General features: G+C 42.8%; 20 protein-coding genes. 11 read left to right on the forward strand and 9 right to left on the reverse strand.

Translation table 11 applies throughout. The features are described from left to right. Positions 1–10: 10 nt before the first annotated feature. Positions 11–703 (forward strand): hypothetical protein, encoded by a 693-nt coding sequence (locus NITUZ_RS04510; protein WP_155991337.1) that lies wholly within the window; start codon positions 11–13, stop codon positions 701–703. Here the strand turns inward: NITUZ_RS04510 and NITUZ_RS04515 are convergent. From NITUZ_RS04515 to NITUZ_RS04525, 3 genes are read right to left on the reverse strand one after another with little or no spacing between them, the layout of a single operon-like run. Continuing rightward, positions 700–1,803, reverse strand: coding sequence for an aldo/keto reductase (locus NITUZ_RS04515; RefSeq protein WP_048195743.1), 1,104 nt, complete (start codon positions 1,801–1,803; stop codon positions 700–702). The two genes, NITUZ_RS04510 and NITUZ_RS04515, sit on opposite strands and share 4 nt — an antisense overlap. 24 nt (positions 1,804–1,827) lie before the next feature. Next, complete coding sequence (locus NITUZ_RS04520) at positions 1,828–2,733, reverse strand: prenyltransferase (RefSeq protein ID WP_081844860.1); 906 nt, start codon at positions 2,731–2,733, stop codon at positions 1,828–1,830. After that, positions 2,730–3,131: a DUF2203 domain-containing protein gene (locus NITUZ_RS04525; protein WP_048195745.1), complete on the reverse strand. Its 402-nt coding sequence runs from the start codon at positions 3,129–3,131 to the stop codon at positions 2,730–2,732. Before NITUZ_RS04525 ends, NITUZ_RS04520 begins: the two co-directional genes overlap by 4 nt. 78 nt (positions 3,132–3,209) lie before the next feature. Between NITUZ_RS04525 and NITUZ_RS04530 the strand changes: the two genes are divergently transcribed. Genes NITUZ_RS04530 through NITUZ_RS04540 form a run of 3 tightly spaced genes read left to right on the forward strand, consistent with a single transcriptional unit; the run spans position 3,210 to position 4,197 of the window. Further along, a complete protein-coding gene (locus tag NITUZ_RS04530; protein WP_048195747.1) occupies positions 3,210–3,494 on the forward strand; it encodes a hypothetical protein in 285 nt (94 codons plus the stop codon). Further along, positions 3,491–3,889 carry a pyridoxamine 5'-phosphate oxidase family protein gene (locus tag NITUZ_RS04535; protein WP_048195749.1) on the forward strand — a complete coding sequence of 133 codons (399 nt, stop codon included), beginning with the start codon at positions 3,491–3,493 and terminating at the stop codon, positions 3,887–3,889. The genes NITUZ_RS04530 and NITUZ_RS04535 overlap by 4 nt, the downstream gene beginning before the upstream one ends. 32 nt (positions 3,890–3,921) lie before the next feature. Next, the gene (locus NITUZ_RS04540; protein WP_048196092.1) at positions 3,922–4,197 is read left to right on the forward strand and encodes a peptidylprolyl isomerase; all 276 of its coding nucleotides are present in this window, start codon (positions 3,922–3,924) and stop codon (positions 4,195–4,197) included. Here the strand turns inward: NITUZ_RS04540 and NITUZ_RS04545 are convergent. Next, positions 4,194–5,699, reverse strand: coding sequence for a DEAD/DEAH box helicase (locus NITUZ_RS04545; RefSeq protein WP_048195752.1), 1,506 nt, complete (start codon positions 5,697–5,699; stop codon positions 4,194–4,196). The genes NITUZ_RS04540 and NITUZ_RS04545 overlap by 4 nt on opposite strands. Positions 5,700–5,819: 120 nt before the next feature. On the opposite strand from NITUZ_RS04545, the gene NITUZ_RS04550 reads away from it, so the two are divergent. Genes NITUZ_RS04550 through NITUZ_RS04565 form a run of 4 tightly spaced genes read left to right on the forward strand, consistent with a single transcriptional unit; the run spans position 5,820 to position 12,095 of the window. After that, entirely contained in the window at positions 5,820–6,338 is a 519-nt protein-coding gene (locus NITUZ_RS04550) for a deoxycytidylate deaminase (protein WP_177309451.1), read from the forward strand. Between the two features lie 3 nt (positions 6,339–6,341). Next, positions 6,342–8,879, forward strand: a complete 2,538-nt coding sequence (locus NITUZ_RS04555) for a DNA-directed DNA polymerase I (RefSeq protein WP_048195758.1) — start codon at positions 6,342–6,344, stop codon at positions 8,877–8,879. Between the two features lie 29 nt (positions 8,880–8,908). Next, positions 8,909–9,562, forward strand: a complete 654-nt coding sequence (locus tag NITUZ_RS04560; protein ID WP_244443810.1) for an archaellin/type IV pilin N-terminal domain-containing protein — start codon at positions 8,909–8,911, stop codon at positions 9,560–9,562. Positions 9,563–9,593: 31 nt separating this feature from the next. Next, the gene (locus NITUZ_RS04565; protein WP_155991340.1) at positions 9,594–12,095 is read left to right on the forward strand and encodes a hypothetical protein; all 2,502 of its coding nucleotides are present in this window, start codon (positions 9,594–9,596) and stop codon (positions 12,093–12,095) included. Positions 12,096–12,101: 6 nt separating this feature from the next. Here the strand turns inward: NITUZ_RS04565 and NITUZ_RS09660 are convergent, their stop codons facing one another. The 5 genes from NITUZ_RS09660 to NITUZ_RS04590 form a co-directional block, all read right to left on the reverse strand. Continuing rightward, positions 12,102–14,168: a hypothetical protein gene (locus tag NITUZ_RS09660; RefSeq protein WP_052370074.1), complete on the reverse strand. Its 2,067-nt coding sequence runs from the start codon at positions 14,166–14,168 to the stop codon at positions 12,102–12,104. A gap of 147 nt (positions 14,169–14,315) precedes the next feature. Continuing rightward, positions 14,316–16,034, reverse strand: a complete 1,719-nt coding sequence (locus NITUZ_RS04575) for a hypothetical protein (RefSeq protein WP_048195765.1) — start codon at positions 16,032–16,034, stop codon at positions 14,316–14,318. Further along, entirely contained in the window at positions 16,031–16,681 is a 651-nt protein-coding gene (locus NITUZ_RS04580; RefSeq protein ID WP_211198873.1) for an archaellin/type IV pilin N-terminal domain-containing protein, read from the reverse strand. The genes NITUZ_RS04575 and NITUZ_RS04580 overlap by 4 nt, the downstream gene beginning before the upstream one ends. A gap of 2 nt (positions 16,682–16,683) precedes the next feature. Beyond that, positions 16,684–17,184 carry a hypothetical protein gene (locus NITUZ_RS04585; protein ID WP_048195769.1) on the reverse strand — a complete coding sequence of 167 codons (501 nt, stop codon included), beginning with the start codon at positions 17,182–17,184 and terminating at the stop codon, positions 16,684–16,686. After that, positions 17,181–18,251 carry a TackOD1 domain-containing metal-binding protein gene (locus tag NITUZ_RS04590; protein WP_048195771.1) on the reverse strand — a complete coding sequence of 357 codons (1,071 nt, stop codon included), beginning with the start codon at positions 18,249–18,251 and terminating at the stop codon, positions 17,181–17,183. Before NITUZ_RS04590 ends, NITUZ_RS04585 begins: the two co-directional genes overlap by 4 nt. 130 nt (positions 18,252–18,381) lie before the next feature. Between NITUZ_RS04590 and NITUZ_RS04595 the strand changes: the two genes are divergently transcribed. The 3 genes from NITUZ_RS04595 to NITUZ_RS04605 are packed head-to-tail and all read left to right on the forward strand — an operon-like array spanning position 18,382 to position 21,844. Beyond that, the gene (locus NITUZ_RS04595; RefSeq protein WP_244443811.1) at positions 18,382–20,034 is read left to right on the forward strand and encodes a type II/IV secretion system ATPase subunit; all 1,653 of its coding nucleotides are present in this window, start codon (positions 18,382–18,384) and stop codon (positions 20,032–20,034) included. Positions 20,035–20,036: 2 nt separating this feature from the next. Beyond that, positions 20,037–20,945, forward strand: a complete 909-nt coding sequence (locus NITUZ_RS04600; protein ID WP_081844877.1) for a type II secretion system F family protein — start codon at positions 20,037–20,039, stop codon at positions 20,943–20,945. A 2-nt stretch (positions 20,946–20,947) separates the two neighbouring features. Then, positions 20,948–21,844, forward strand: a complete 897-nt coding sequence (locus tag NITUZ_RS04605) for a type II secretion system F family protein (RefSeq protein WP_048195775.1) — start codon at positions 20,948–20,950, stop codon at positions 21,842–21,844. Positions 21,845–21,856: the final 12 nt, after the last annotated feature.

Consider the following 21,856-nt stretch of genomic DNA (forward strand, 5'->3'; position numbering starts at 1 on the left):
ACATAATACGTTGAGATTTCAAAATAGGGCGGGCTTGCTGTTCTGGCACAACGCCGCACTAGTCACATTTGCTGCAGTCGCAATAGGAATGACATGGACTGTGATGAACTCTGGATTCTCATCAAGCGAGGTAATGAAGGATGTAATCGAGGACGCAGTAACAGATTCTGCCAATGCGTTTCAAGTTGTAGGTAGCATGACTGGAACCGCGCAAGTTGCTGCAAATGAGGTAATGGTTACAGCAACGCCCATAACCACCACCATAAATGGAATAGTGGATCTTGATACATCAAATATCAAAATTGCCTACAAGATAATAAAAGACGCAAGCTATACCATAACACAGGAGAACATCTATGCAGGAACGCTGTACGGAACATCATACAATTCTGTAGGATCTGCAATCAAGGCTGCAAAAGAGCAAGGTCTGATAAGCGCCAACCCGCTAATAGATGAACAAAAACCGCAGGAAACTGTAGCGTTTCTTTATTGGATAATCAACCTTGACGGTGACAAGTACCTGCAGAACGGCGAGATAATGAACCTTGTAATAATTTACTCAGAGAAGGACAGGCCGTCTACAGGCGAATATCTGCAGATACAGGCAACTGAAAAGCAGGGAATATTGTTGGATATTCAGAGAACTGTGCCCAACATATCAACATCTATTCTTGACTTTGGCGGCAAAGTAAAAAATGACTAGTATGACGGCACGAGTTTCCTTACAAGTCCGATAAACTCATCATGCGACATTGGTGGCACTTTGAGAATTTCCAAGTTTTCCTGAACGTGGGATGGATCTTTCTGACCCACAAGCGGGGCAAGCACACCAGGAGTTGAGCGGATAAACTGGAGACATCTAAGTGATGGCTTTAGCTGGCCAAACTCCGGTATTGTCCCAGGTGCAAGGAGCCTTCCCTGCATGAGCGGTACACTAGTAAAGATACCGATGCCAAGTTTTTGTGCAGCATCGAGTACCGAGACTTGGATACCGTCGATTTTTTGGTTTTTTGCCATGAATGCCTGATCATAATACATATTGTATGGAAGCTGAATAAATCTAAAACCGTGGTCGTCTCCGCCAATCTGTTTTGCAATACTCACAGTCTCACTTAGTGACAAATACTGCGGATTATCTTCGCCCACCCTAAAGCACTCCCAAGTGGCCATGCCGTAGAATCTTATCTTGCCGTCTCTGCGTTTTTGCTCGTACATCTCAAAGACCTGCTTTAGGTTTTTTACAAACTCTTCTTTAGATATGTCCTGAATCTGTCCTTCTACTGCGTTGTGCAGGTACATCAGATCCACGCATTCTAGTCCCAAATTTTTGAGACTTCGATTCAGCTGGTCCTCAAGATAAGAGACCTTCATACAATGGTATCCGGATGAAATATCGTCCGGGCCTATGATTCCCGGTTTTGTGTATTCGCGCTGTACATACGCCCAAAAGTCTTCTTTTATGTCAGCATCATTTGTAATGTACCCGTTCTTTGTACTAACAAATATCTGATCTCGCTTTATGCTTTCTTGCTGTATTAGCTCAGATAATGCCCTTCCAACAGAGCGTTCAGCCTTTTGTGCCCGGTAGTTTATCGCAGTATCAATTACATTTATGCCTGCCATGACTGATTTTTTTATTGCATCAGTTACTAGTGTATCCGTTGCCGCATCAGGATTCCCAAGATAGGTTCCCATACCGACGTTCGAGAGCGTCAATCCATGAACAAGCCTAAAGTTTGCTGCAAGTCCGTGCTTTTCTGAGAACTTTTTTGTGCCTTCCGGCGTGGAAAATCCTGAAATCATAAAATCCCTAGGAAGGGTACGAATTTAACCGTAATTATCTGCAACAAACGAAACTAGAAATCCTGCCACAAACAATGCGCCAGTTATCCTGCTGAACAGCAGCGTTGATTTCATAACGGAAAGAAACTCTTTTTCATCATTTATGCTTGCAGTAATCTTCCTGCCTGCATCAAGTGCAAAAAAAGATGAAGCTAAAGAAAGTAGGCAAAAAACAGGAAAAAGTCCAGATGCAATGCCGCCGATTACAAAACCATACGTCACTGCAGGAAACGCCCAGAATACCTTTGAGGCCGATGCCTTGCCAAGCACTATGACAAGCGTTCGTCTTCCCTTTTGCTTGTCTGCATCATGGTCAGGAAACGATGTGATGTATAATACAAATGATGAGAGCGTGCCTGCTATAATGCCAGCTGCAATGTCGGTTGCGGTGATGAACTGTGTCTGAATGTATGATGTGCCAAGCACGATCATACATCCTTTTATTGCGACAAATATCTCGCCTAGTCCGGAATCGACTATTCTTGTAGAGTAAAAGTAAATTGAAATGATTGCAAACCCAAGTATTGCTGCAATTATCCATCCATACAGTGCAACAAAATATACTCCTGCAAGCGAGCCAAGTACTAGAAACAGAATTCCTGCACGATAAACGATAGACGGCTTTAGCAGGCCCTCCGGTAGTACACCTGTGCCGCCGCTGAACTTTGTTCTCTTGGTAGCAGTGTCGATTCCCCGTTTGTAGTCCCAGTAGTCGTTTAGCAGATCAACGCTTGCATGCAATGCTACAACCCCGCCCATAGTGATTACCGCACTTGTAAGATCGATATTCTGGGCCTTCCAGTACGATACTGCAAGGCCAAGCGAGACCGCTATGACTGACGCTAGGAGAAACTTTACCCTAATTACTCTGAACCATACTGACAGACTCATACAAGGGACTCGTCGCTTACGCTCAAAGGCTTGCGACCCATAAAGCCAACATCCTTTTCGTGCCAGAACTTTATCTCAGTCTCGCCTTCTTTCCAGCACAGCCAGACTTCATCATCAAATCTTTTTGAAGGAAAGTCAAGCAGTCCTTCCTCAAGGCTTTTGAGTACGACTCCGGTATTCTCAAGATCTTCTACTGCCTGATAGAATTTTGTGACTGCCGAGTTTAACTCTCTTTTTATTGCTGCATATTCTGCAAGATTAAAAGAGATGGACATTTGCGAGTTCAGCTTTGCCTCAAGGCGCTCGACTTCGAGCTTCTGTTTTTTTAACGCCTTGTATTTTTCAATCACTTTTGGGAGTGCCTCATTGGCATTGGCCACAGTAAAATAAGAAAACATTGTTTGGGTATGAAAATTTGAGCATTAAAAGCATTATGTGGCTGGCAGATTTATTACCAATAGCCTTTCAGTACATCCATGAGTGATGATGAACAGCTTGAACAGCTAATCAACCAGACACTTGATGGCGCTCTGGCAATGATACCATCATACATGAGCGAAATAGAACAAAACCAGGATGAGCTAAAAGTAAGCAATGTGAAGGAATTTGTTTATGGAATCGTAATGGGGATGGCACTTGGCATGGCAAGCACCGCGGTTGCTGCAGTAAGGCAGGGCATACCTACAGAGCAAGACCAGATAAAGATTCGCGATTTAATTTACTCCAAGATTCCACAAGTAAGAGAGCGGATTTTCAGTTGATAAGATTCTCAGAAAAAGAGAAAAAATTTCTGGCCTCAATTGAAGAGGCACGTTTTGCAACCACAAGTAAAAAAATGCCTCACGTCAAACCAGTCTCGTTCATCTTCGATGGTGGTGCATTTTTCATTGCCACTGACTATCACACAAGAACCTACAAGAACATCAAGGCGAACAAATATGCAGCAATATCTGTCGACATATACAGACCAGGTGGCCACAAAGCCATACTTGCACAGGGCAAAGTTGAGATAATCGAGAACGGTGCCCAGTTCAAGAAAATATATTCCAAGTTTTTTGAAAAGTTCGAGTGGGTCAGAAAGGATCCATGGAAGGAAGGTGAGGCGCCTTTTCTCAAACTAGTCCCACTAACAAAGGTATCTTGGGGAATGGCATAAAATATTTCAAAGACACCAAAACTGTGATATTTATGGAGAAAATAAAATGCGCCCACATACTTGTTGAAAAGCAGAGTCAAGCACTTGCAATACTTGAGAGGCTCAAAAAAGGCGAAAAGTTTGCCGAGCTTGCCAAGGAACTGTCAACTGACAGGGGCAGCGGCAAACGTGGTGGCGACCTTGGATACTTTGGGCGCGGCATGATGGTAAAACCGTTCGAGGTAGCCGCTTTCAAGCTGTCAATAGGCCAGATATCAGAGCCGGTAAAATCAGAATTTGGCTATCACATCATCAAGAGGCTTGCCTAAAAGTATGCATCGAGTACGGAGCTCGATGTTCCGTTATTTTGTTTTTGCAGATCACGGCTGAGGCGCTCGCCCATGCTCTGAGCTGACTTTATCTTTCTTTGTCCCACCCAATAATAGACCTCATCTATTGTATCTTTGGCAATTAGCACTACCAGCCTTCCTGCAGACTTGCGTCCTGTCCTTCCCTTCCTTTGTATGAACCGAATGGAGCTTGGCACGTTATCAAAGAATATCACGGTATTGACCTCCGAGATATCAAGTCCTTCCTCTCCAACTCGCGTTGCAATCAGCACGTTATATTTCCCGTCACGAAACTTGTGCACTGTCTCAATCTGTTCTTTTTGTTTCAGGCCCGTCTCTCCTGCCTTGCCGATAAGAAAAGTTGCAGAAATTCCCATCTGGATAAGCTTTTCATGGATTATCTCAACGGAATCGCGATAGCTTGTAAAGACTATTATCTTGCCGCTAAGTGATTTTATAATTTCTGCAAGCTTGGGTATCTTGCTATGCTCTATTCCCTTTTTCTGGGCATCTTTTGCGTATGCAAGAGCGCGAACAAAGTTGGAATCACTCTCAAAGAGTTCCCTTATTCCAGCGCCCTTTTTCTCCCTTGTGCGCTCACAGAACCGAAGAAATGATGTGATCCCGTGCGATTCTAAAATGTTGAGCGCATAGTGGAGTCTGATTGCAGTGAACAGCGGCTTTGCTGCGCGCCTGTTCTGCCTTATTACAAAATCGCGCGCTCGAAGAAGTTGTGAGAGCGAAGGCGCGTTTGAGAGCTTCAGGCCGCATCTCTGAAGCAGGTCATGCTGTACTGCAAGTGCTTTTCTTAGATAATACTGCACTTGCCTTAACTCTTCGGGTAGCTCAACTTTTACCCACTCGGTGTTTGTCTGCTGCACATAAGGCCTTACATCAGGGCTGTCGTCGTTTCTTTGTGCAACGCTTGCTATCCTCAACGTGGTGATTATCTCAGTTGCTTTTTCCTTCTCGCTTGGCAATGTCGCAGTCATGCCAACTATACGCGCATTAGTTGCAGCAAGCTTTTGTGCAATGTAGGAATAGGAATAATCACCTATTGTTCTGTGGGCCTCGTCAAATATTACAAGCGAGAACTGGTCGGCTGAAACTATGCCACGCTCAAGATCATTTTTTGTAATCTCTGGAGTCGCACAAACAACGCTGTTTGCCCAAAGCTTTTTTCTTTTTGCAAGTACATCCTCTCCCGTCAGGAGTGCGATATCATCAAGATTGAGATTGTTCTTTAGGAATTCATAGTGCTGGTTTGCAAGAACCCTTGTGGGTGCAAGAAATAGAACTCCCCCTTTGCCTCTTTGCAGATATTCAGCTATTACCTGCAGTGCCACCGCCGTCTTGCCAAGTCCAGTAGGCAGCACAATCATGCAGTTCTCACTTTTTGCCTGGTTTGCAAGCGCGATTTGGTATTCACGTGCTTCCACCGTATTTGCTCGTATGAATTTGTGCTCCAGATACTCTGCCAAGTACCTTCAGTTAGGCCGATCTGCGCATTTTATTATTTTGTTTAGCAGAATGTAGCTTCAAGCTCAACTAAAAAGAGCAGTACAGATCCACTAAAATATCAAATAGATTGTGGATTTGGTGTGATAAAGTTTGAGCGACCCAACTGGGATGAATACTTTATGCTACAGGCAGAGCTTGCCAAGCTTCGCTCAAACTGCATGACAAGGCAGGTCGGTGCAGTCATAGTAAGGAACAACCGCCAGATTGCCACAGGATATAATGGCACACCGCCTGGCGTGAAAAACTGTTTTGAGGGCGGCTGCAAAAGATGCATGCTCAGAATGGAAGGCAAGATAGAGTCTGGCGCATCGCTTGATAGGTGTCTGTGCAACCATGCTGAGGCAAACGCCATAATGCACTGTGCTATAATGGGAATAGAGGCTGGAACAAAGGATGCTATACTGTATACTACTTTTGTGCCATGCCTGGAATGCACCAAGATGGCAATAACCATAGGAATCAAAAGAATAGTCTGCCTTGACACATACCCTGAGACTGACTATGACCTTCTAAGAGAAGCCGGAGTGGAAATAGTAAAGCTTGACAAAAAAAGAATACAGCGATGGGCAAGCTCACTAACTGATGAGCCAAAGGTGTGAGTTGTGTCAGAACCGCTAGAAACATTAGCGCCATCGCTTTTAGTATCTGCAACTTATGACAACCAGAGCCAGTCGGCAGTGCTAAAGTTTTACAATCCGGAAACGCAGAAGATCGTACTATGGAAGGATCAGACAGGACACAAGCCGTACTGTTACTCTAAGCTAAAACCAGACGAGCTTGGATTTTTATCTTCAAGAAAAGACATTATCAAAATAGAGGCAGTAAAGCGGAAAAATTTTCTCAAGGATGCAGAGGAGACAGTCTCAAAGATAATTGTGGCTGACCCACTTGCAATCGGCGGAACACAAACTGACAAGAGCATAAGAAACATCATAGAGACATGGGAGTCAGATATCAAATATTATGAGAATTACCTGTATGATCAAGGCCTGATAGTTGGCAAGTTTTACAGAATAGAGAATGGCAGAATAATTCCTCATGATTTTAAGCTCAGTGAGGACGTCAACCTTGCAATGAAGAGCTTGCTTCTTGACGCAAACACCACAAAGGGACTGGTAGATGTAAAAGAATTCCAGGAATACATCACGCAGTGGGCACACCTTTTGAACCAACCGATTCCAAAAATAAGGAGGCTTAGCTTTGATATCGAGGTAGAATCAGAGATTGGCAGAATTCCGGACCCCAAGATTGCAGAAAAACGTATCACCGCAGTAGGATTTGCAGGCTCTGATGGTTTCAAACAGGTCTTTGTTTTACGAAAGACTGGCTCTAATGATGGGACGAGCGAGCTGCCACCTGATATCAAGGTGACATTCTATGCAGAAAACGATGAGAAGAAAATGATAGAGGATGCATTCAAGATAATAGCTGACTATCCGTTTGTGATCACATACAACGGCGATGACTTTGACATGCCATATCTGTATAACAGGGCAGAAAGACTAGGCCTGAAAAACTCGGACAATCCATTATACATGATGCGTGATTCTGCCACACTAAAGCATGGGGTGCATATCGACCTTTACAGAACAATGTCGAACAGGTCGTTTCAGATCTACGCGTTCAGCCACAAATACACTGATTTTTCCCTAAATAGCGTCACAAAGGCGCTTTTGGGCGAGTCAAAGATCGACTACGGCGTAGACCTTGACAGACTAACAAACTATCAGCTTGCCAATTATTGCTATAATGATGCAAGGATTACGCTCAAGCTTACCAGCTTTAACAGCGATTTGTTGATGAATTTGCTGGTTGTAATTTCTAGGATCGCAAGGATGCCAGTTGATGATATTGCAAGGATGGGCGTATCACAGTGGATTCGCAGCTTGTTGTACTATGAGCATAGGCAAAGAAACGCGATGATCCCAAGAAGAGAGGAGCTTGACAGCAAGTCACAGGGAGTTATGAATGACGCAGTCATTAAAGACAAAAAGTACCGTGGAGGGCTGGTGGTAGAACCTACAGAGGGAATCCACTTTAATGTGACTATTATGGATTTTGCAAGCCTCTATCCCAGCATAATCAAGGTGCGCAATCTATCATATGAAACAGTAAGATGTACGCATGATGAATGTAAGAATAACACCATTCCAGATACAAATCACTGGGTGTGCACAAAATACAACGGTCTTACATCAATGTTGATTGGCTCACTACGAGATCTAAGGGTGAACTATTACAAAAGCCTGGCAAAAAGGGCGAAAACTCAGGAGCAAAAAGAACAATACACTGTAGTAAGCCAAGCGCTCAAGGTTATCCTAAATGCCAGCTACGGGGTGATGGGTGCGGAGATATTTCCACTGTATTTTCTTCCAGCGGCAGAAGCTACCACTGCGATTGGCAGACACATAATCATGGAGACGATCAAAAAGTGTAAAGAACGAGGAATTCAGGTATTATACTCTGATACAGACAGTCTCTTTATAAAAAATCCAACTCAAGAACAAATATCGTCAATTATTGAAACTGCAAAAGCGGATCATGGTGTAGAATTAGAAGTGGATAAGATATACCGCTATGTAGTATTAAGTAACAGAAAGAAAAACTATCTTGGGGTGACAAAGGACGGAAAAGTGGACGTAAAAGGTTTGACAGGCAAAAAAAGCCACACTCCTCCATTCATCAAGAATTTGTTTTACGAGCTGCTAGATATTTTATCGAAAGTTGAAACCGCAAACGATTTCGAAGCCGCAAAGAAAAAGATTAGTGATAAAATTTCAGAATGTGCGACAAAAGTAAAGGAAAAGAAAATACCGATTCCAGATCTTGCCTTCAATGTAATGATAAGCAAGGCACCCGATGAATATGACAAGACAGTTCCTCAGCACATACGCGCAGCAAAATTGTTAGAGCAGCACCGCGAGATAAAGCGTGGCGATATCATATCATACGTAAAAATAATCAACAAGCCTGGCGTAAAGCCAGTAGAGATGGCAAGACAAGATGAGATTGATTCTGCAAAGTATATGGAATTTATGGAGTCCACTCTGGACCAGATAACATCCTCCATGGACCTTGATTTTGACAAGATAGTCGGTAGACCAAAACAGACTGGTCTTGACCAGTTCTTTTGGAGTTGAAATATTTTTAATAGAAAATGCTGTGTTGAATGAACAGCATTTGGCTTAACATCTGCGATACCCCACATTCTTTAATGAACATACAAAACAACACTCGAAGACTTCATAAATCGCGCAAAGGAGTAGCGCCTGTAATTGCCACGCTGTTGCTAGTTGCAATTGCCGTAGTCGGCGGTGCAATAGTCTTTGCATACTCGCAGAACTTCTTTAGCTCGTCTCAGCTTAGTGGAAAGCCCACTATTGAGGCGGCAAAGATTTTAGGATATGATGCAAGAGCAATACAACAAATCCAAGATCATAACGGAAATTCATTTATCACCGATTCATTAGAATCCAATGCACAGAAAGAAGTAGGAGAACGAATTGCAGTATATCTTAAGAATGACAGCGTCCAATCCATAACGATTAGTGAGCTTAGATTTGGTGGTACAATCTACGATTACACTATACCAACAGATACAAATGCACTAAACAATGGACAATACACAATTGCGAGCGGACAAGGCACTAGTGAGATCATATCTCCAAGCTCTGTCCCAGACATACAACCAGGACAAACAGTGAGCGTAGTGCTTGCACTCAGTGAAAACATGAAGTCAGGACGAGACACACAGTTCAAGATAACCACTACCAACGGTGCCGTTTTTGTCAACACTGTGGTAATCGGACAACAAAGTGGCTAACCCACTTTTTTCTTTTTATGGAGGCTCAAAATTGTTACGCGAGCTTTGCCTGAAAACCCTCCTCATAGTAATGGCATTATGCATCATAGTTTTAGGAAACTTGGTTCTAACGCATGCTCAAAGCACGACAGAACTAATAGTAGTGATTTCACCGGCAGTTGTAGAGCCGGGCGAAAAATCGCACAAAATAGGCTATGTGGGGCTTGCAGGCAAGCAGGGAACGCTTAGCAAGGCCACACATGATACCATAGTAAAATTAGAGTCGGAAAATCCCAGTGTTGCTACCGTGCCGCAAGAAGTGACAATTCCTGCAGGCTCACAATACACCGTATTTGATGTAAAGACCACAGGAATCCAAGGTACGACAAACATTTTTGCATCAGTTGGAAACGAGCTTAGCTTTGCCACATTGACAGTAGGCGACCAAAGCAATGATCTTACAAGCGACCTAAAAATGATAGTAAACCTGCCAACCCCAGAGATGAGCGTAAACTCTGAGATGCCTTTTTCTCTGTATCTACAAAACGCTGATGGTACAATAGCACAGGCGCCATACGATATCCCAATAGCGCTAGACTATGAGAAAAATCTGGTAACAGTAGAAATCACAGAACAGTCAATAAAGAAAGGCAACAGCTATGTCCTTGGTACAATAAAGTCAAAGGAAAAGGTGGGCAACGCGTTCATCAGGGCATCAGCTGACAAGCTAGGATTTGATGAGGCAAAAGAAATCAGGGTATCATCATCGTTACCATCATCACTTGCAGTCAACATATTCCCAGAAAAGATTCCTGCCACGCTAAAGCGTGACATTGACATTATAGTAAGCCTGGTAGACTCTGACGGCCTTCCTACATTTGCTCAGGAAGACATCAAGCTGCAGTTTTTCTCCGATGACCAGTCAATTAATGACCAGATCGACAGAGCAGTCAAGGAGCTAAACCTGTCCCAAACCATAAAGAAAGGCGAGTTCAGCTACCACTTTAAGCAAAGACTAGATCTTGCAAAGGAAGGCAAGACAATAACAATAGGTGCTACAACAAAGGGACTAGGAGTTGCAATGGACTCCTTTCAGACAGTAAAACCGCTTACAACAAGCAACCCGCTGGTTGTCAACAAGACAATGCAGATATTCACACTTGACAAAGTTCCAACAAAATCAAAGACAATTGCAGTGTATCAAATCGGGACGCTGTATGTTGTATCAGATTCTGAGAACAGTACAGAAACCAAGGAAGGCGAGTTTCTTCCCCTCATAGTTAATGAAAACTATGACTCTATTGGTAGTGACCACAAAATAGGCCTCATATCAAGCAACAACCTTTTGCTCAAGGTAAACTCTGTAGGAAAGATGGACGTATCATCATCCCATGGAACCGCTCAAATCGAGACCGGCCAAGAGACAGGCTCTGTAGTTCTGGCATCGACCATAAAGGGAATTGGTGCAGCATCGACTACAACCGAGGTCATAAACACGCTCAAGCAGGAAAAATCCATGATATTTTCACCTACCGGAGACAAATCCATCCTATTTGATAAGAACGGATACTTTGATGTATTCATAATCTCGCTGGACTCCAAAAACAGGCCGACTGCAGTTGAAAATGAGATACGATATTTGGTAACGCCAATAAACGAAATTCTCACCATACCAAAGGGCAAGACATACTCTCACGTATCATTTCTTGGCAACCTAATACAGTCAGATGCTAAAGAACCAATTACAATAAGGACGGTTCCAATTGGCGAGTCAGCCGATCCGGGTTTGCAATCCCAGCACGTTTTTGCAAGAGAGCCTACTGCCAAGCTTGCAATATCAGTACCGTTTGATATCCTGAGCCCGGAAAAAACAGAATACTCTGGAATAATTCAAGTCCTTGACTTTTATGACAATCCAATTAGTGTTACCGAAGACATCAGGGTAAAGATCACGCCGTCTGAGTTTGATTTTCTTGGCATCCCAGATTACATCATAGTGCCAAAGGGCGCATCCTTTGCTAGCTTTCCAATACAGACCAACGAGAAGGCAGGCAGTGTTATAATAAAGGCAAGTGCCAAAGGAATCCTTGGGGCCCAAACGCAGGTAGATACCAAGTCTGCCATCACAAAGCTAAAGATAAGCCTTGGAAGTGTGAGTGAGCCACTTTTAGCAGAGCAACCAGCAGAGATGAAAATCTATGTAGACGATGAAGAACAAAAGTCAGTTAACGGTGCCACGCTCAAAATAGTATCAAATGATGCCACAATAATTCCTGAAACCATCAAGACAAACGAGGAAGGATATGCCATAGTTCAGATAAACGCAAAACAGCCCCCCAAAATATCATTGCAGATTCTTGCAACTGCAGAAGGATTCACAGGTGAGCAAAAGTCCGTCAGTTTTGATGTGACACAGACAACACAAGAAAACAAGACAGAGCTTCCAGAGTGGATAACGTATGCAGGCGCTGGCGGAGTCGCAGTTATCGGGCTTGGAATATTCTTTGCACTAAGAAAGCCCAAAAAGATTGAAGAGGACGAATCTTACGAATAAGCCATTTTACGGCTCAAGACCCGTAGCCTCTCTGAATACGTTAATCTGTCCTTCTGACATGAATATCACATCAACTGGTATGATGCCTACTTTGCCAAAGCCGCAAGTTGAAGGGTTTGGGTCAACCATTGTTGTTCCATCGGATGACACCACCGGCGATATTTCACTGTGATAGTGTGATGCATCACAGTTTGGCTCGTGTGCCGGAACTTCGACGAACTGGGAAAGTGGATAATACTTGCCTCCAATTACAAGCGCAGCTACCTGCCTGCCCGCCTGTACTTTTTCAGGCTCCGTTTTTGTGCCCTCCTTTGGCTGCTCAGGCAGATTTGCAGTGTTGATTTTCATTATTACCTGCATGTCATCTTTGACTGCTTTTGCTACTAACCAGTTATCATCAAACACTGCCGATATTGGCATATGATCAGGTACACCATAGTAGTCTTTGAAGAAATCAGGACCTACCGCAGTGCCAAGAATACTAGTAATCTTGCCAGTGCCGCCACTCGTACTTTCAGATGTTATAGTATTTTGATTCCATAGCAGCTCATCTAGTACTTTTCCCGATGGGAGGCCAAGCGCAGTTTCAAGGTTCTTTACGTTCTGCTTGTTTGCATTTTCCACGCTGGCAATTGCAGCACTCATCTTTTGGTGTGTGTCTATTTTTGGAACTGATATTATTTTTCCCTTCACCGAATTTTCAAGATCAGATTGCATCAAACTGTGCTTTGCTGCAGTTTTTACTAGATTTTGTGTGCTTTGCTTTGCAATTCCTTGGGTCTTTGATAATAGTTGGATTCGCATTTCTACATCTTTTAGCTCTGAAGCAATTTTTTGGGCATCCTTAAGATCTGATTGTTCTTGTGTCTGCTCATATTTTTCCCACGCATCATCAATGACGTTGTTGAATATTTGTTTTTGATATATTGTAATTTCAACAAGCGAGGATGTTATTGCCTCATTCTGTCTGCTTATCACATACAACTCTTTGAATTTCTTGCTTGCGATAGCAGATACTGATTTTTTTGTCGGAGGCTCTGATAATGTGATGATTTTCTTATCCATCATATACTCAATGCCAGATGTAAAATCAGCATCAGAAATGGTGCCGTCTGCCCACCACTTGGCATTCTGCTTTATCCAGGATGGAATACTGAGATTCTCGTTTATCAAAATCGTTCCATCAATGTTTGTTTCCATACTTGTTAAAATTATACCGTGCATTGCCAAAAAGCCTATTCCAGATGCAAAATCAGCATCAGAAATGGTGCCGTCTGCCCACCACTTGGCATTCTGCTTTATCCATCCAGGTATTTGCTGGATTGTAAATTCATCATCGAGTATGGCATACAATTCATCATGGTGCAGGCTTGTAGCCGATGATGTAATATCGCTACATGGGATATCCTCCGTAACTGTCTTTACCTTAAATTCAATTTCTGCATTACCATACTGCGTTTCTGCTGTCGTTACAGTGTATGTCTTCTCTCCATTCTCTCCAAGCTCTTGCAGGTCGACTTCAAGTGTGCCTATTCCTAGTGACTCGTTACCCCTAATAGTATACAGTATATTCTGGATGATTACTGCGCCTGCTGCCGCAACAAGCAAGCCGCCCATAGTAGAGCCTTCTGCTGCTATATACCCTACCTCTATTGCAAGCTGTCTAAGGGTCGCAAAGCTGGCTGCTTTAGCTGCATCCACCAAAATTCCCTCCCAGTTGGGCCATCTTCCATTTACGTTGTATACTGTAAAAACAGCGTTCAGGGTACCAGTAGGGTGACACTCTACGTGAATGTATTTTGTGTGCGCAGCAAAATCACGATTGATGGCCTTTTTGTATGTAGATGGCGCATTGTGCGGCACACTATCATGAAGCTGTAGATCCCATCCAGACAGATTAAGCTCAGTCTCCAAAATGTTGCGATGTCCTGGTTCTGAGAAGCTGTATAATACTGCAACCTCACCAGTCATAAACCCGCCAGGATCATTAAAATCCGCAAAGCCACCTTTGTAATTTATTTTCAATCTTGTTAATTCTGCTGACACTGTAACCTTATCTCCGTATTGTTCCAATAATCGTTCGGCATAGGAACTATTACTTGGAATAACGATTAATGTAATGCACAGAATGATTGCAATCGCCAGTTTCAGATTATACCGTCTGGGCGATATCAATAACTGTGTTGGAATATTCATTCATATTTAAAAATGATCAAACAATTAGTTTGGAGATACACGCAATACAACTTCAGCAAGCGGGCCTATCACTATATTTCCATTAACATATCCGTCTGCTAGAACGTACATTATGTATAATCTGGTGTCAGATATTGGTGGTGCCGTTGCCGTAAACGATATTGTCTTGCCAACTCCACCAGCTCCGGTCAAATCAGAGAGTAGCTGTCCTACCAGCTGCGATGAGCCGTCGGGAAACGACTGGAATGTCGGGGTCGTAAAACCTGTATTCCCTATTACATTAACATCAGACCAACCCCTTGGGATGTTGATTATCAATCTAGAACCTGCACTTATTTTGTTTGCAGTTCCACTCTCCATGTCTGCCAGTACCACATGAAATGTCTGCGTCGAGCCAGGGAGAATGCCAGTTTTGTTTGCTATTATATCCACAGTGTTGGTCGAATCCACCACTTTTGAGATATACACGTTAGGTATCGATGATGATGTTCTCATTGCAGTACCATATGCAGACTTGCCGAATTGACCAAGTGTTGTAAACACATTTGTTTGCACTACGATAGTCTCAGGCTCAGTTCCGCTTCCCTGTAGATCTCCAGGTGTAACTTTGACCATAAATGGAAATACCGATTTAGCAGGTATTAATTGAGGCGATATGGTGTTTTTCCACATCAATTGATTTAGTGTTGGACACGACCAATGGTTTGATGTAGGCGGTATTGTTATCGTGCTACATCCAGAATCAAATATTTTATCATTGGCATTTGCAGGCGAGGTCTGTGTGCTGATTACCACCTTGCTTACGTATATTGGTTGATCAGTAGGATTTACAATGTTAACCCCCCATACTCCCTTATCAGATGCATCACCAAAGGTATTTGGTATTACCATGTAAATCTCTGGACGCGAGAAAAGATCCGACGACACAATTGAACCCGGTTCAGAATTATCACGTAACAACACTATTCCTTGATCAGTATTGCTCTGCTTTGTAATTCCTGTAGGTTTTTCTATTCCCTGAGCAAAAGTCGAGAACGTAACATTAGTTCCTGCAGGCCCCATCAGCCTGTATTTCCAAGAAAGTATTGCCGATTCTGCCGGAAGCAGGTCTGATTTTATCTGCACTATTGGCGATGAGGCAAGTACTGCAGTTGGCGGACTAACCGTTATTGGCCCCGAGGTGACATTAATCATTTTGGTGTTTCCAACATTTGTCACATAAAGTAATGCAGTCGCGTTCTCGCCAAGCCTTACATCTGGCGGATTGAGTATCAGTTTTGCCTTCAAGCTGTTAGAACCGCCCACACTGAGACGCTCTGCCGTTTTTATCGTTCCAAGAGAGGATACCAGTTTGACATCGTATTCACCCGGATTAAGGAATATCTGCTGATTTTCCGCTACATCGCCACCATATCCAGGCGCAAGTACCGAGTCCGCATAGTTGAGATCATACTTTACAGCCTGAGATGTTCCTGTCTTATTAACGAGCCACAACGTGTCAATTACAAGCGAATTTGAGCCCTGATTCTGCACATACACGACAATCTTGTTGTTTGCACCTACTGACGCTACGGCGTAGAACTTTTCCTGAATTTTCTTTATTTCAGCATCAGCTATTGTTTGCTGTGCCGATATCATATCTGACTGCGCCTCTATTACAAGATACGATACTGACATACCTGCAGTCATCAATACCATAAAGAAGACAGAACCGATTACAGTGGAGATTGCGCGCCTTTTCACTTTGCATCACCGCTCATAACCACAAACTCTGTTGCACGAATGCTTCCAAAGTCAACTAACACTTGTAGTGGTCTTGCAAGTTGTATGTCTGGCGTGATGTCTTTTGAAAGCTTTGCAACCAGTATTACTTCCTCATCAGGAAATATCTCGTTGCTGGATTTTTGCAGCCATGACGATGTGACAATGCTAAACTTGCCATTTTGCGGATATTTGCCGGAAGAATCATCGGAGCTTGCATCAAGATGCACGCCCCATGTCTGCTCATCCCATACGTGTGTCATTCCGGATATCCGGATGCTTTTTATGTAAAACGAATTCGTGCTCACATTTTTTATCTGGACTGCAATGAATTCTGTCCCGCCGTTCTGTGGTATACTATCAGCTAAGGCAGAACACGATTGTGTGCAGAGTTTTTTATCAAAACGGTTCTCAAGTGTCTGTACATCAAGTAACCCTGTAGAGTCACGCGTATCATATCCAATCAGCTTGACAGCATAGGTAGGCGATACTGGTGATGCAGTATTTGCCCCCATGCTCCCAAATCCGCTTCCCTGCATCAGATTTGCAAGAAATAGCGAGCCTGCTGCAGTTATGCCAAGTAGCATAAGTGTGGCTATTACTTCAGATATGCCACGTCTTGTCCTCATCATCATGTGTTAAACGGCCTCGCCATAATCTCAAAAAAATTACCCTTTGATGTGAGAACTGAAATTTTGTATTCAGAGTTCAGGTAGTTAGGATCATCCCATTTTTGTGAGAATTGCAGATCTGCCTCAGTTATGATATTTGTGCCTGTCTTTGGCTGTGCCCTAACTGCAATTGACTTTTCGTTGACAAGTATTTCCTGCGTATCCATCTTTACCATCAATATCTTTACGATCATACTTTCCACACTTCCGACATTTCGTATAGATAATGTGACTTGGTTACTATTTGGATCAAACATTATGTTTTCAAATACAAGCGATTCCCGGCCACCTTCATTCTGATATGTAATTCCGCTGGCAAGCCTGTTTGTTATCTCACCTGTCTCATTGAGTCCCTTTGTGAGCACCACTGTGCCCACTGGAACCACCAATGCGAGCATGAACAGACTACCAACTATCTGGTTTACTCCGCGCCTGTCTTTGGCAGATCTTGATAGAATCATCTTGCCGCCGTCACACCAAGATTCATTTTCTGTGATACGATTTTTTTTATCTCGGAGAGGATCTCCTGTACGTTCTGTGACGCAATTACAGTGGCATTGTATTTTGATGCCACAGATTTTGTCTTCTCACTTATAGCTGGATACCCTGCCAGAATAGCCGTATTTGGCATCGTATCAAGAACTTGAACTATTCTAGAGTCAACCGAATTTGATTCCGAATTGTTTATCAGAATGAAAACCGACTGACCTTTCTTGTTCGTCGCATAAACGTCAATTATGTGATCGTTTCCACTCTTCCCCTTAACAAGATAGTTCTCCTCCACTGCAAGCTCGAATTCCGAGAGTGTCTTTACGACATCATTTTTTAATTTCAAATAATCAAACTGGAATCGTTCTGAGCTTGCAACCGAATAACCATATATTGTAACAGTCATTGCCTCAGATATTGAAAAATCATGATCATACTCTTTGCAATACAGTCTTATTGTTGCATCATCAAACTTTTCCCCACAATCACTGCAAAAATACCATGCGGCAGGAACACGCATCTCTTTTTGTGGATTTTTAACCACTTTATCACATGAGGGACATTTTAGTTGACTGTTATCTTCTGAGAATCTGGACTTTTCTGCAAGATAACCGCAGCTTTTGTGCTCAAATAGGTGCAGCCTTTGAACGCAGATAGAATCGCACTTTGGGCAGAACATACGCACGTTTACCAGAAATGAGGACTTGTGGTGCGGACATACAAGAAACTGGTTGTGCACAAACCTTTCCAGAAGAGGTGGCTCTGTGCTTGCCAGCATATCCATAAAGCCTGTCTCATTAACTGCCTCGCCTGCCTCCTTTAATGCAAGATAGAGATAACGGCCTTCCTCATAGTTGATATCAGGCAGTATTATCCCGTTGTAGTTTTCCTTTGCCTTCGACAGAAACTTTGAGATTCTCTCTCTGTTTTCCTCTTGCCATGACTTTGCATCTGGTTTTACCTTTGTTCCAAATGTTTTTTCTTTTGACGTCTTGGAATTTTTTCCAATGTTGAATAGCTTTTTGTTTACCTCAAACATATTTACCCCTAGTTTGTCTGCGCGGCATTAGGTACAATACAATGCAAATTCCACATTTGGTAAATGTAAACAGAATGTTGTTCAGGTGAACTCACAATCGCTTATGTGTGATTTTATGCGTGTAATTGCAGTGAAAAGCAGCAAATTTCCACATAGTAACTATTTGATACGAATAAGAAAAACAAACCCGATTAATTTTTCAAAATTCATAGTAGATAAAAAACAGACAAAGCTCCAAGAAGCTGTAAGGCCAGAGATTGACAGTTCTGTCAAGCTTGACAGCGACATAATTCCAAAATTCAAAACGCTTAACAAAATAAGCTTTGAGGATGCAGAGATTTATTCTGGTCTGATCAAGGATTCCACATCAAAGAACGGTTTTAGATACGTAATCATCGAGCCGCAGATGAGCAAAACTGATGAGACCAACTTTAAGGTAATAAAAAAACTACTCATATCAGAGCTGGACATATCGCTTAATCACATAAAAACAAAAAAAGAAGCTGCGCGTGAGCTCAAAAGTAAGATTCTTCACCTTATAAGAAAATACAATATTGAAATCCCCACAAGGAATCTCTCCAAGATCACATATTATGCAGTTCGAGATTTTGTCTATCTTGGCAAAATAGAGCCATTAATGCGAGACCACATGATAGAAGAGATTAGTTGTGATGGCACCGGCATACCACTTTATGTATGGCACCGCGAATTCGAATCTGTTCCAACAAACATAGTATACGAAAGTGAAGACGAGCTTAACAATTTTGTCCAAAAGATGTCCTATATTGGAGGCAAGCACGCCTCGCTTGCAAACCCAATAGTTGACGCATCGCTGCCCGATGGCAGTAGGATAAACCTGACGCTTGGAAGCGAGATTACAAAAAGAGGAAGCACCTTTACAATCAGGCGTTTTAGGGCAGATCCAATCACAATAGTGGATTTGATAAAATTTAGAACCATCTCAGTATACGAGGCAGCATACCTTTGGTATGCGGTGGAGAACAATTCCACCATGCTGGTCGCAGGCGGTACTGCAAGCGGCAAGACAACGCAACTGAATTCATTGTCCTCGTTCATAAGACCAGGACAGAAAATAGTGAGCATAGAAGATACGCACGAATTAAATCTATTGCATGAGAATTGGATACCTGCAGTATCACGCCAAAATTTTACTGACGGCCAGATAGGTGAGATAACCCAGTATGATTTACTCAGGGCGGCTCTCAGGCAACGACCAGATATCATTATAGTTGGAGAGACAAGAGGAAGGGAAGCATACACACTGTTTCAGGCAATGGCAACTGGGCATGGAGGATTCTCGTCCATACACGCAGATTCTGTTGAGGCCACACTCACGAGGCTGACATCATCTCCAATGGACGTTCCAAGAACTTTGATTGCAAACACGCTTGACATAATCACATTACAGCTAAAAATGCGAGTAGGCGACAAATCTGTAAGAAGAGTCATTCAGATATCAGAGATCGCAGGCATCGATAACAAGACTGGCGAAATAAAAACTCACGAGGTCTTCAAGTGGAATCCTCATGAGGACAAACATGAATTTGCAGGCAACAGTATTGTGATGAACAAGATCAAGGAAAAAACGGGCACGTCCGATGATCAGATAACATACGAGCTGAAAAAACGCAAGACGGCACTAGAATGGCTCGTAGAAAACAACGTACGCAGTCACAAGGACGTAATTAAAAACATCCTAGAGTTTTATTCCAATTCAGACAGATTTTACGAAAAAAAGAGGCTGATCATAGAAGAATGTTAGGAATGCTCAAAAGCAAACAATATGAGAAAAGTCACCAGCCATCCGGCTTTCAAGTGTTCAGCTACAGATTGCTCAACCGCCACATAGGTTTTCTCTACACTAGGTTGACTGACCTTAGAGACAACATAAGACAGGCAATGATGCCCATTCCATACGAAGTATACGTTGCAAGCATGGTGCTCTCCAGCATGATTGCTATGATAACAGGAATCGTGGTTGCTGTGATTGCGCTTTCATACTTTAATGTTGACACTCCTGTCACGTTGCTTCTTGGGGCAATGGCAGGCCTTGTCTTATCAGTAATGGTTTTTTTTGGTATGCAGGCAGTGCCCGTACTCAATTCCAAGAACAGATCAGCCAAATTATCAGAGGAGATTCCACATTATATTGGATACATGGCCACTCTTTGTGCAAGCGGACTTTCGCTTGAAGGTGTCTTCAAGTCTATTGCAAAGGAAAGCTCGGACGAGGAGATAGTCAAGGATTCCAAGTTTGTAACACGCAACGTAGAGATACTTGGAATGGATATACTCACCGCGATAAATGACCTGATAAAGCGAACACCCAAAGGACCATATTCGGAGTTATTAGAGGGAGCAATAATCACATTCAAGTCGGGCGGGAACTTGCGCGAGTATTTTCTTGCAACTGCCAAAGTTCATCTTGAGGAAAAAAAGCTTAACGTAAAAAGGTCAACAGAATCACTTGGTATTCTTGCCGAGATGTATACGATTTTGCTCATCGTATTCCCCCTTATGGCAGTAATCATGCTTTCAATTATGGCAATAATGAATCCAAATCTTGGTGGCTTTGACCTTCTTACTTTGATGAACATGCTCACATACGTGATGGTTCCGTTGTTTGGCATAGTGCTTCTGATTTTGATGAACTCGATGGTTCCAAAGAGGTAGACATGTCAAAGACAATAGAATCCGAGGTAAGAATGCCAAGCATACCTCTAAGAAAGAAAGAAAAATTCAAGGTCGCAGTAATCTCTTCCGTTGCCAGCATATTTGTGATATCATTTAGCTTTTATCTTTCCGATTCCATTGAAGGAATGACACGTGACATCGGCATAATTTTCGGCGTTCTTGCCGCAGTAATACCGCTCACATTATTACAGCTAAAAGAAGTACAGAGAAAAGAAAGCATAGATAGGCACCTGCCGCTTTTTCTTCTCTCCCTTGTGAGCTCGATTCAGAGTGGCTCAAATCTTATTCAGGCAATTCAAATCACACCAGAACGCAACATGGGCAGTCTTGGCCCACTTTTAAGAAATCTGAAGGCAAACATCAGCTGGGGCATGCCCATAACGGAGGCGTTTTCAAACTTTGAAAAGCTTTCAGGAACCAGAATGGCAAAAAGGGTCATCGTGTTACTTGAGATCGCCTACAGGAACGGTGGTAACATTTCAGAAAACCTAGAAACTATTCAAAAATACGTAACAGAGCTAAGAAATCTTGAAAAGGAGCGCAAGTCCGCCCTCCAGCCTTACACATACACAATATACATAGCATATGCAGTCTTTATCGCAATAACCGTAATTCTGTCCTCACAGTTCTTCACGCAGATAGAGGCAGTCAAGGTACTCTTGCAGGAAAATAACGTTCCTGCAACCGGCAACGTGTTTGCCGCCTTGTCCGGAGTAAAGATAGAGGAGCTTGATTCCATATTGTTTAACATGGCAGTAATCGAATCGATCTTTGGAGGTCTTGCTGCAGGAAAGATCGGCACAGGTTCCTATGTTTCTGGAATAAAACACGTGGTAATAATGATCGTCATTGCGGTCATAGCATTCAACGCGTTTTAGGAGGAAAATCAC

Source organism: Candidatus Nitrosotenuis uzonensis (assembly GCF_000723185.1).
GTDB classification, from domain to species: Archaea; Thermoproteota; Nitrososphaeria; order Nitrososphaerales; family Nitrosopumilaceae; genus Nitrosotenuis; species Nitrosotenuis uzonensis.

Bases quoted from the DNA above. Each gene is read 5' to 3' on its own strand.
- NITUZ_RS04515 (WP_048195743.1), bottom strand. From the start codon at position 1,803: ATGATTTCAGGATTTTCCACGCCGGAAGGCACAAAAAAGTTCTCAGAA.
- NITUZ_RS04520 (WP_081844860.1), bottom strand. From the start codon at position 2,733: ATGAGTCTGTCAGTATGGTTCAGAGTAATTAGGGTAAAGTTTCTCCTA.
- NITUZ_RS04525 (WP_048195745.1), bottom strand. From the start codon at position 3,131: ATGTTTTCTTATTTTACTGTGGCCAATGCCAATGAGGCACTCCCAAAA.
- NITUZ_RS04530 (WP_048195747.1), top strand. From the start codon at position 3,210: ATGAGTGATGATGAACAGCTTGAACAGCTAATCAACCAGACACTTGAT.
- NITUZ_RS04540 (WP_048196092.1), top strand. From the start codon at position 3,922: ATGGAGAAAATAAAATGCGCCCACATACTTGTTGAAAAGCAGAGTCAA.
- NITUZ_RS04560 (WP_244443810.1), top strand. From the start codon at position 8,909: ATGAACAGCATTTGGCTTAACATCTGCGATACCCCACATTCTTTAATG.
- NITUZ_RS04580 (WP_211198873.1), bottom strand. From the start codon at position 16,681: ATGAGGACAAGACGTGGCATATCTGAAGTAATAGCCACACTTATGCTA.
- NITUZ_RS04585 (WP_048195769.1), bottom strand. From the start codon at position 17,184: ATGATTCTATCAAGATCTGCCAAAGACAGGCGCGGAGTAAACCAGATA.
- NITUZ_RS04590 (WP_048195771.1), bottom strand. From the start codon at position 18,251: ATGTTTGAGGTAAACAAAAAGCTATTCAACATTGGAAAAAATTCCAAG.
- NITUZ_RS04600 (WP_081844877.1), top strand. From the start codon at position 20,037: ATGCTCAAAAGCAAACAATATGAGAAAAGTCACCAGCCATCCGGCTTT.
- NITUZ_RS04605 (WP_048195775.1), top strand. From the start codon at position 20,948: ATGTCAAAGACAATAGAATCCGAGGTAAGAATGCCAAGCATACCTCTA.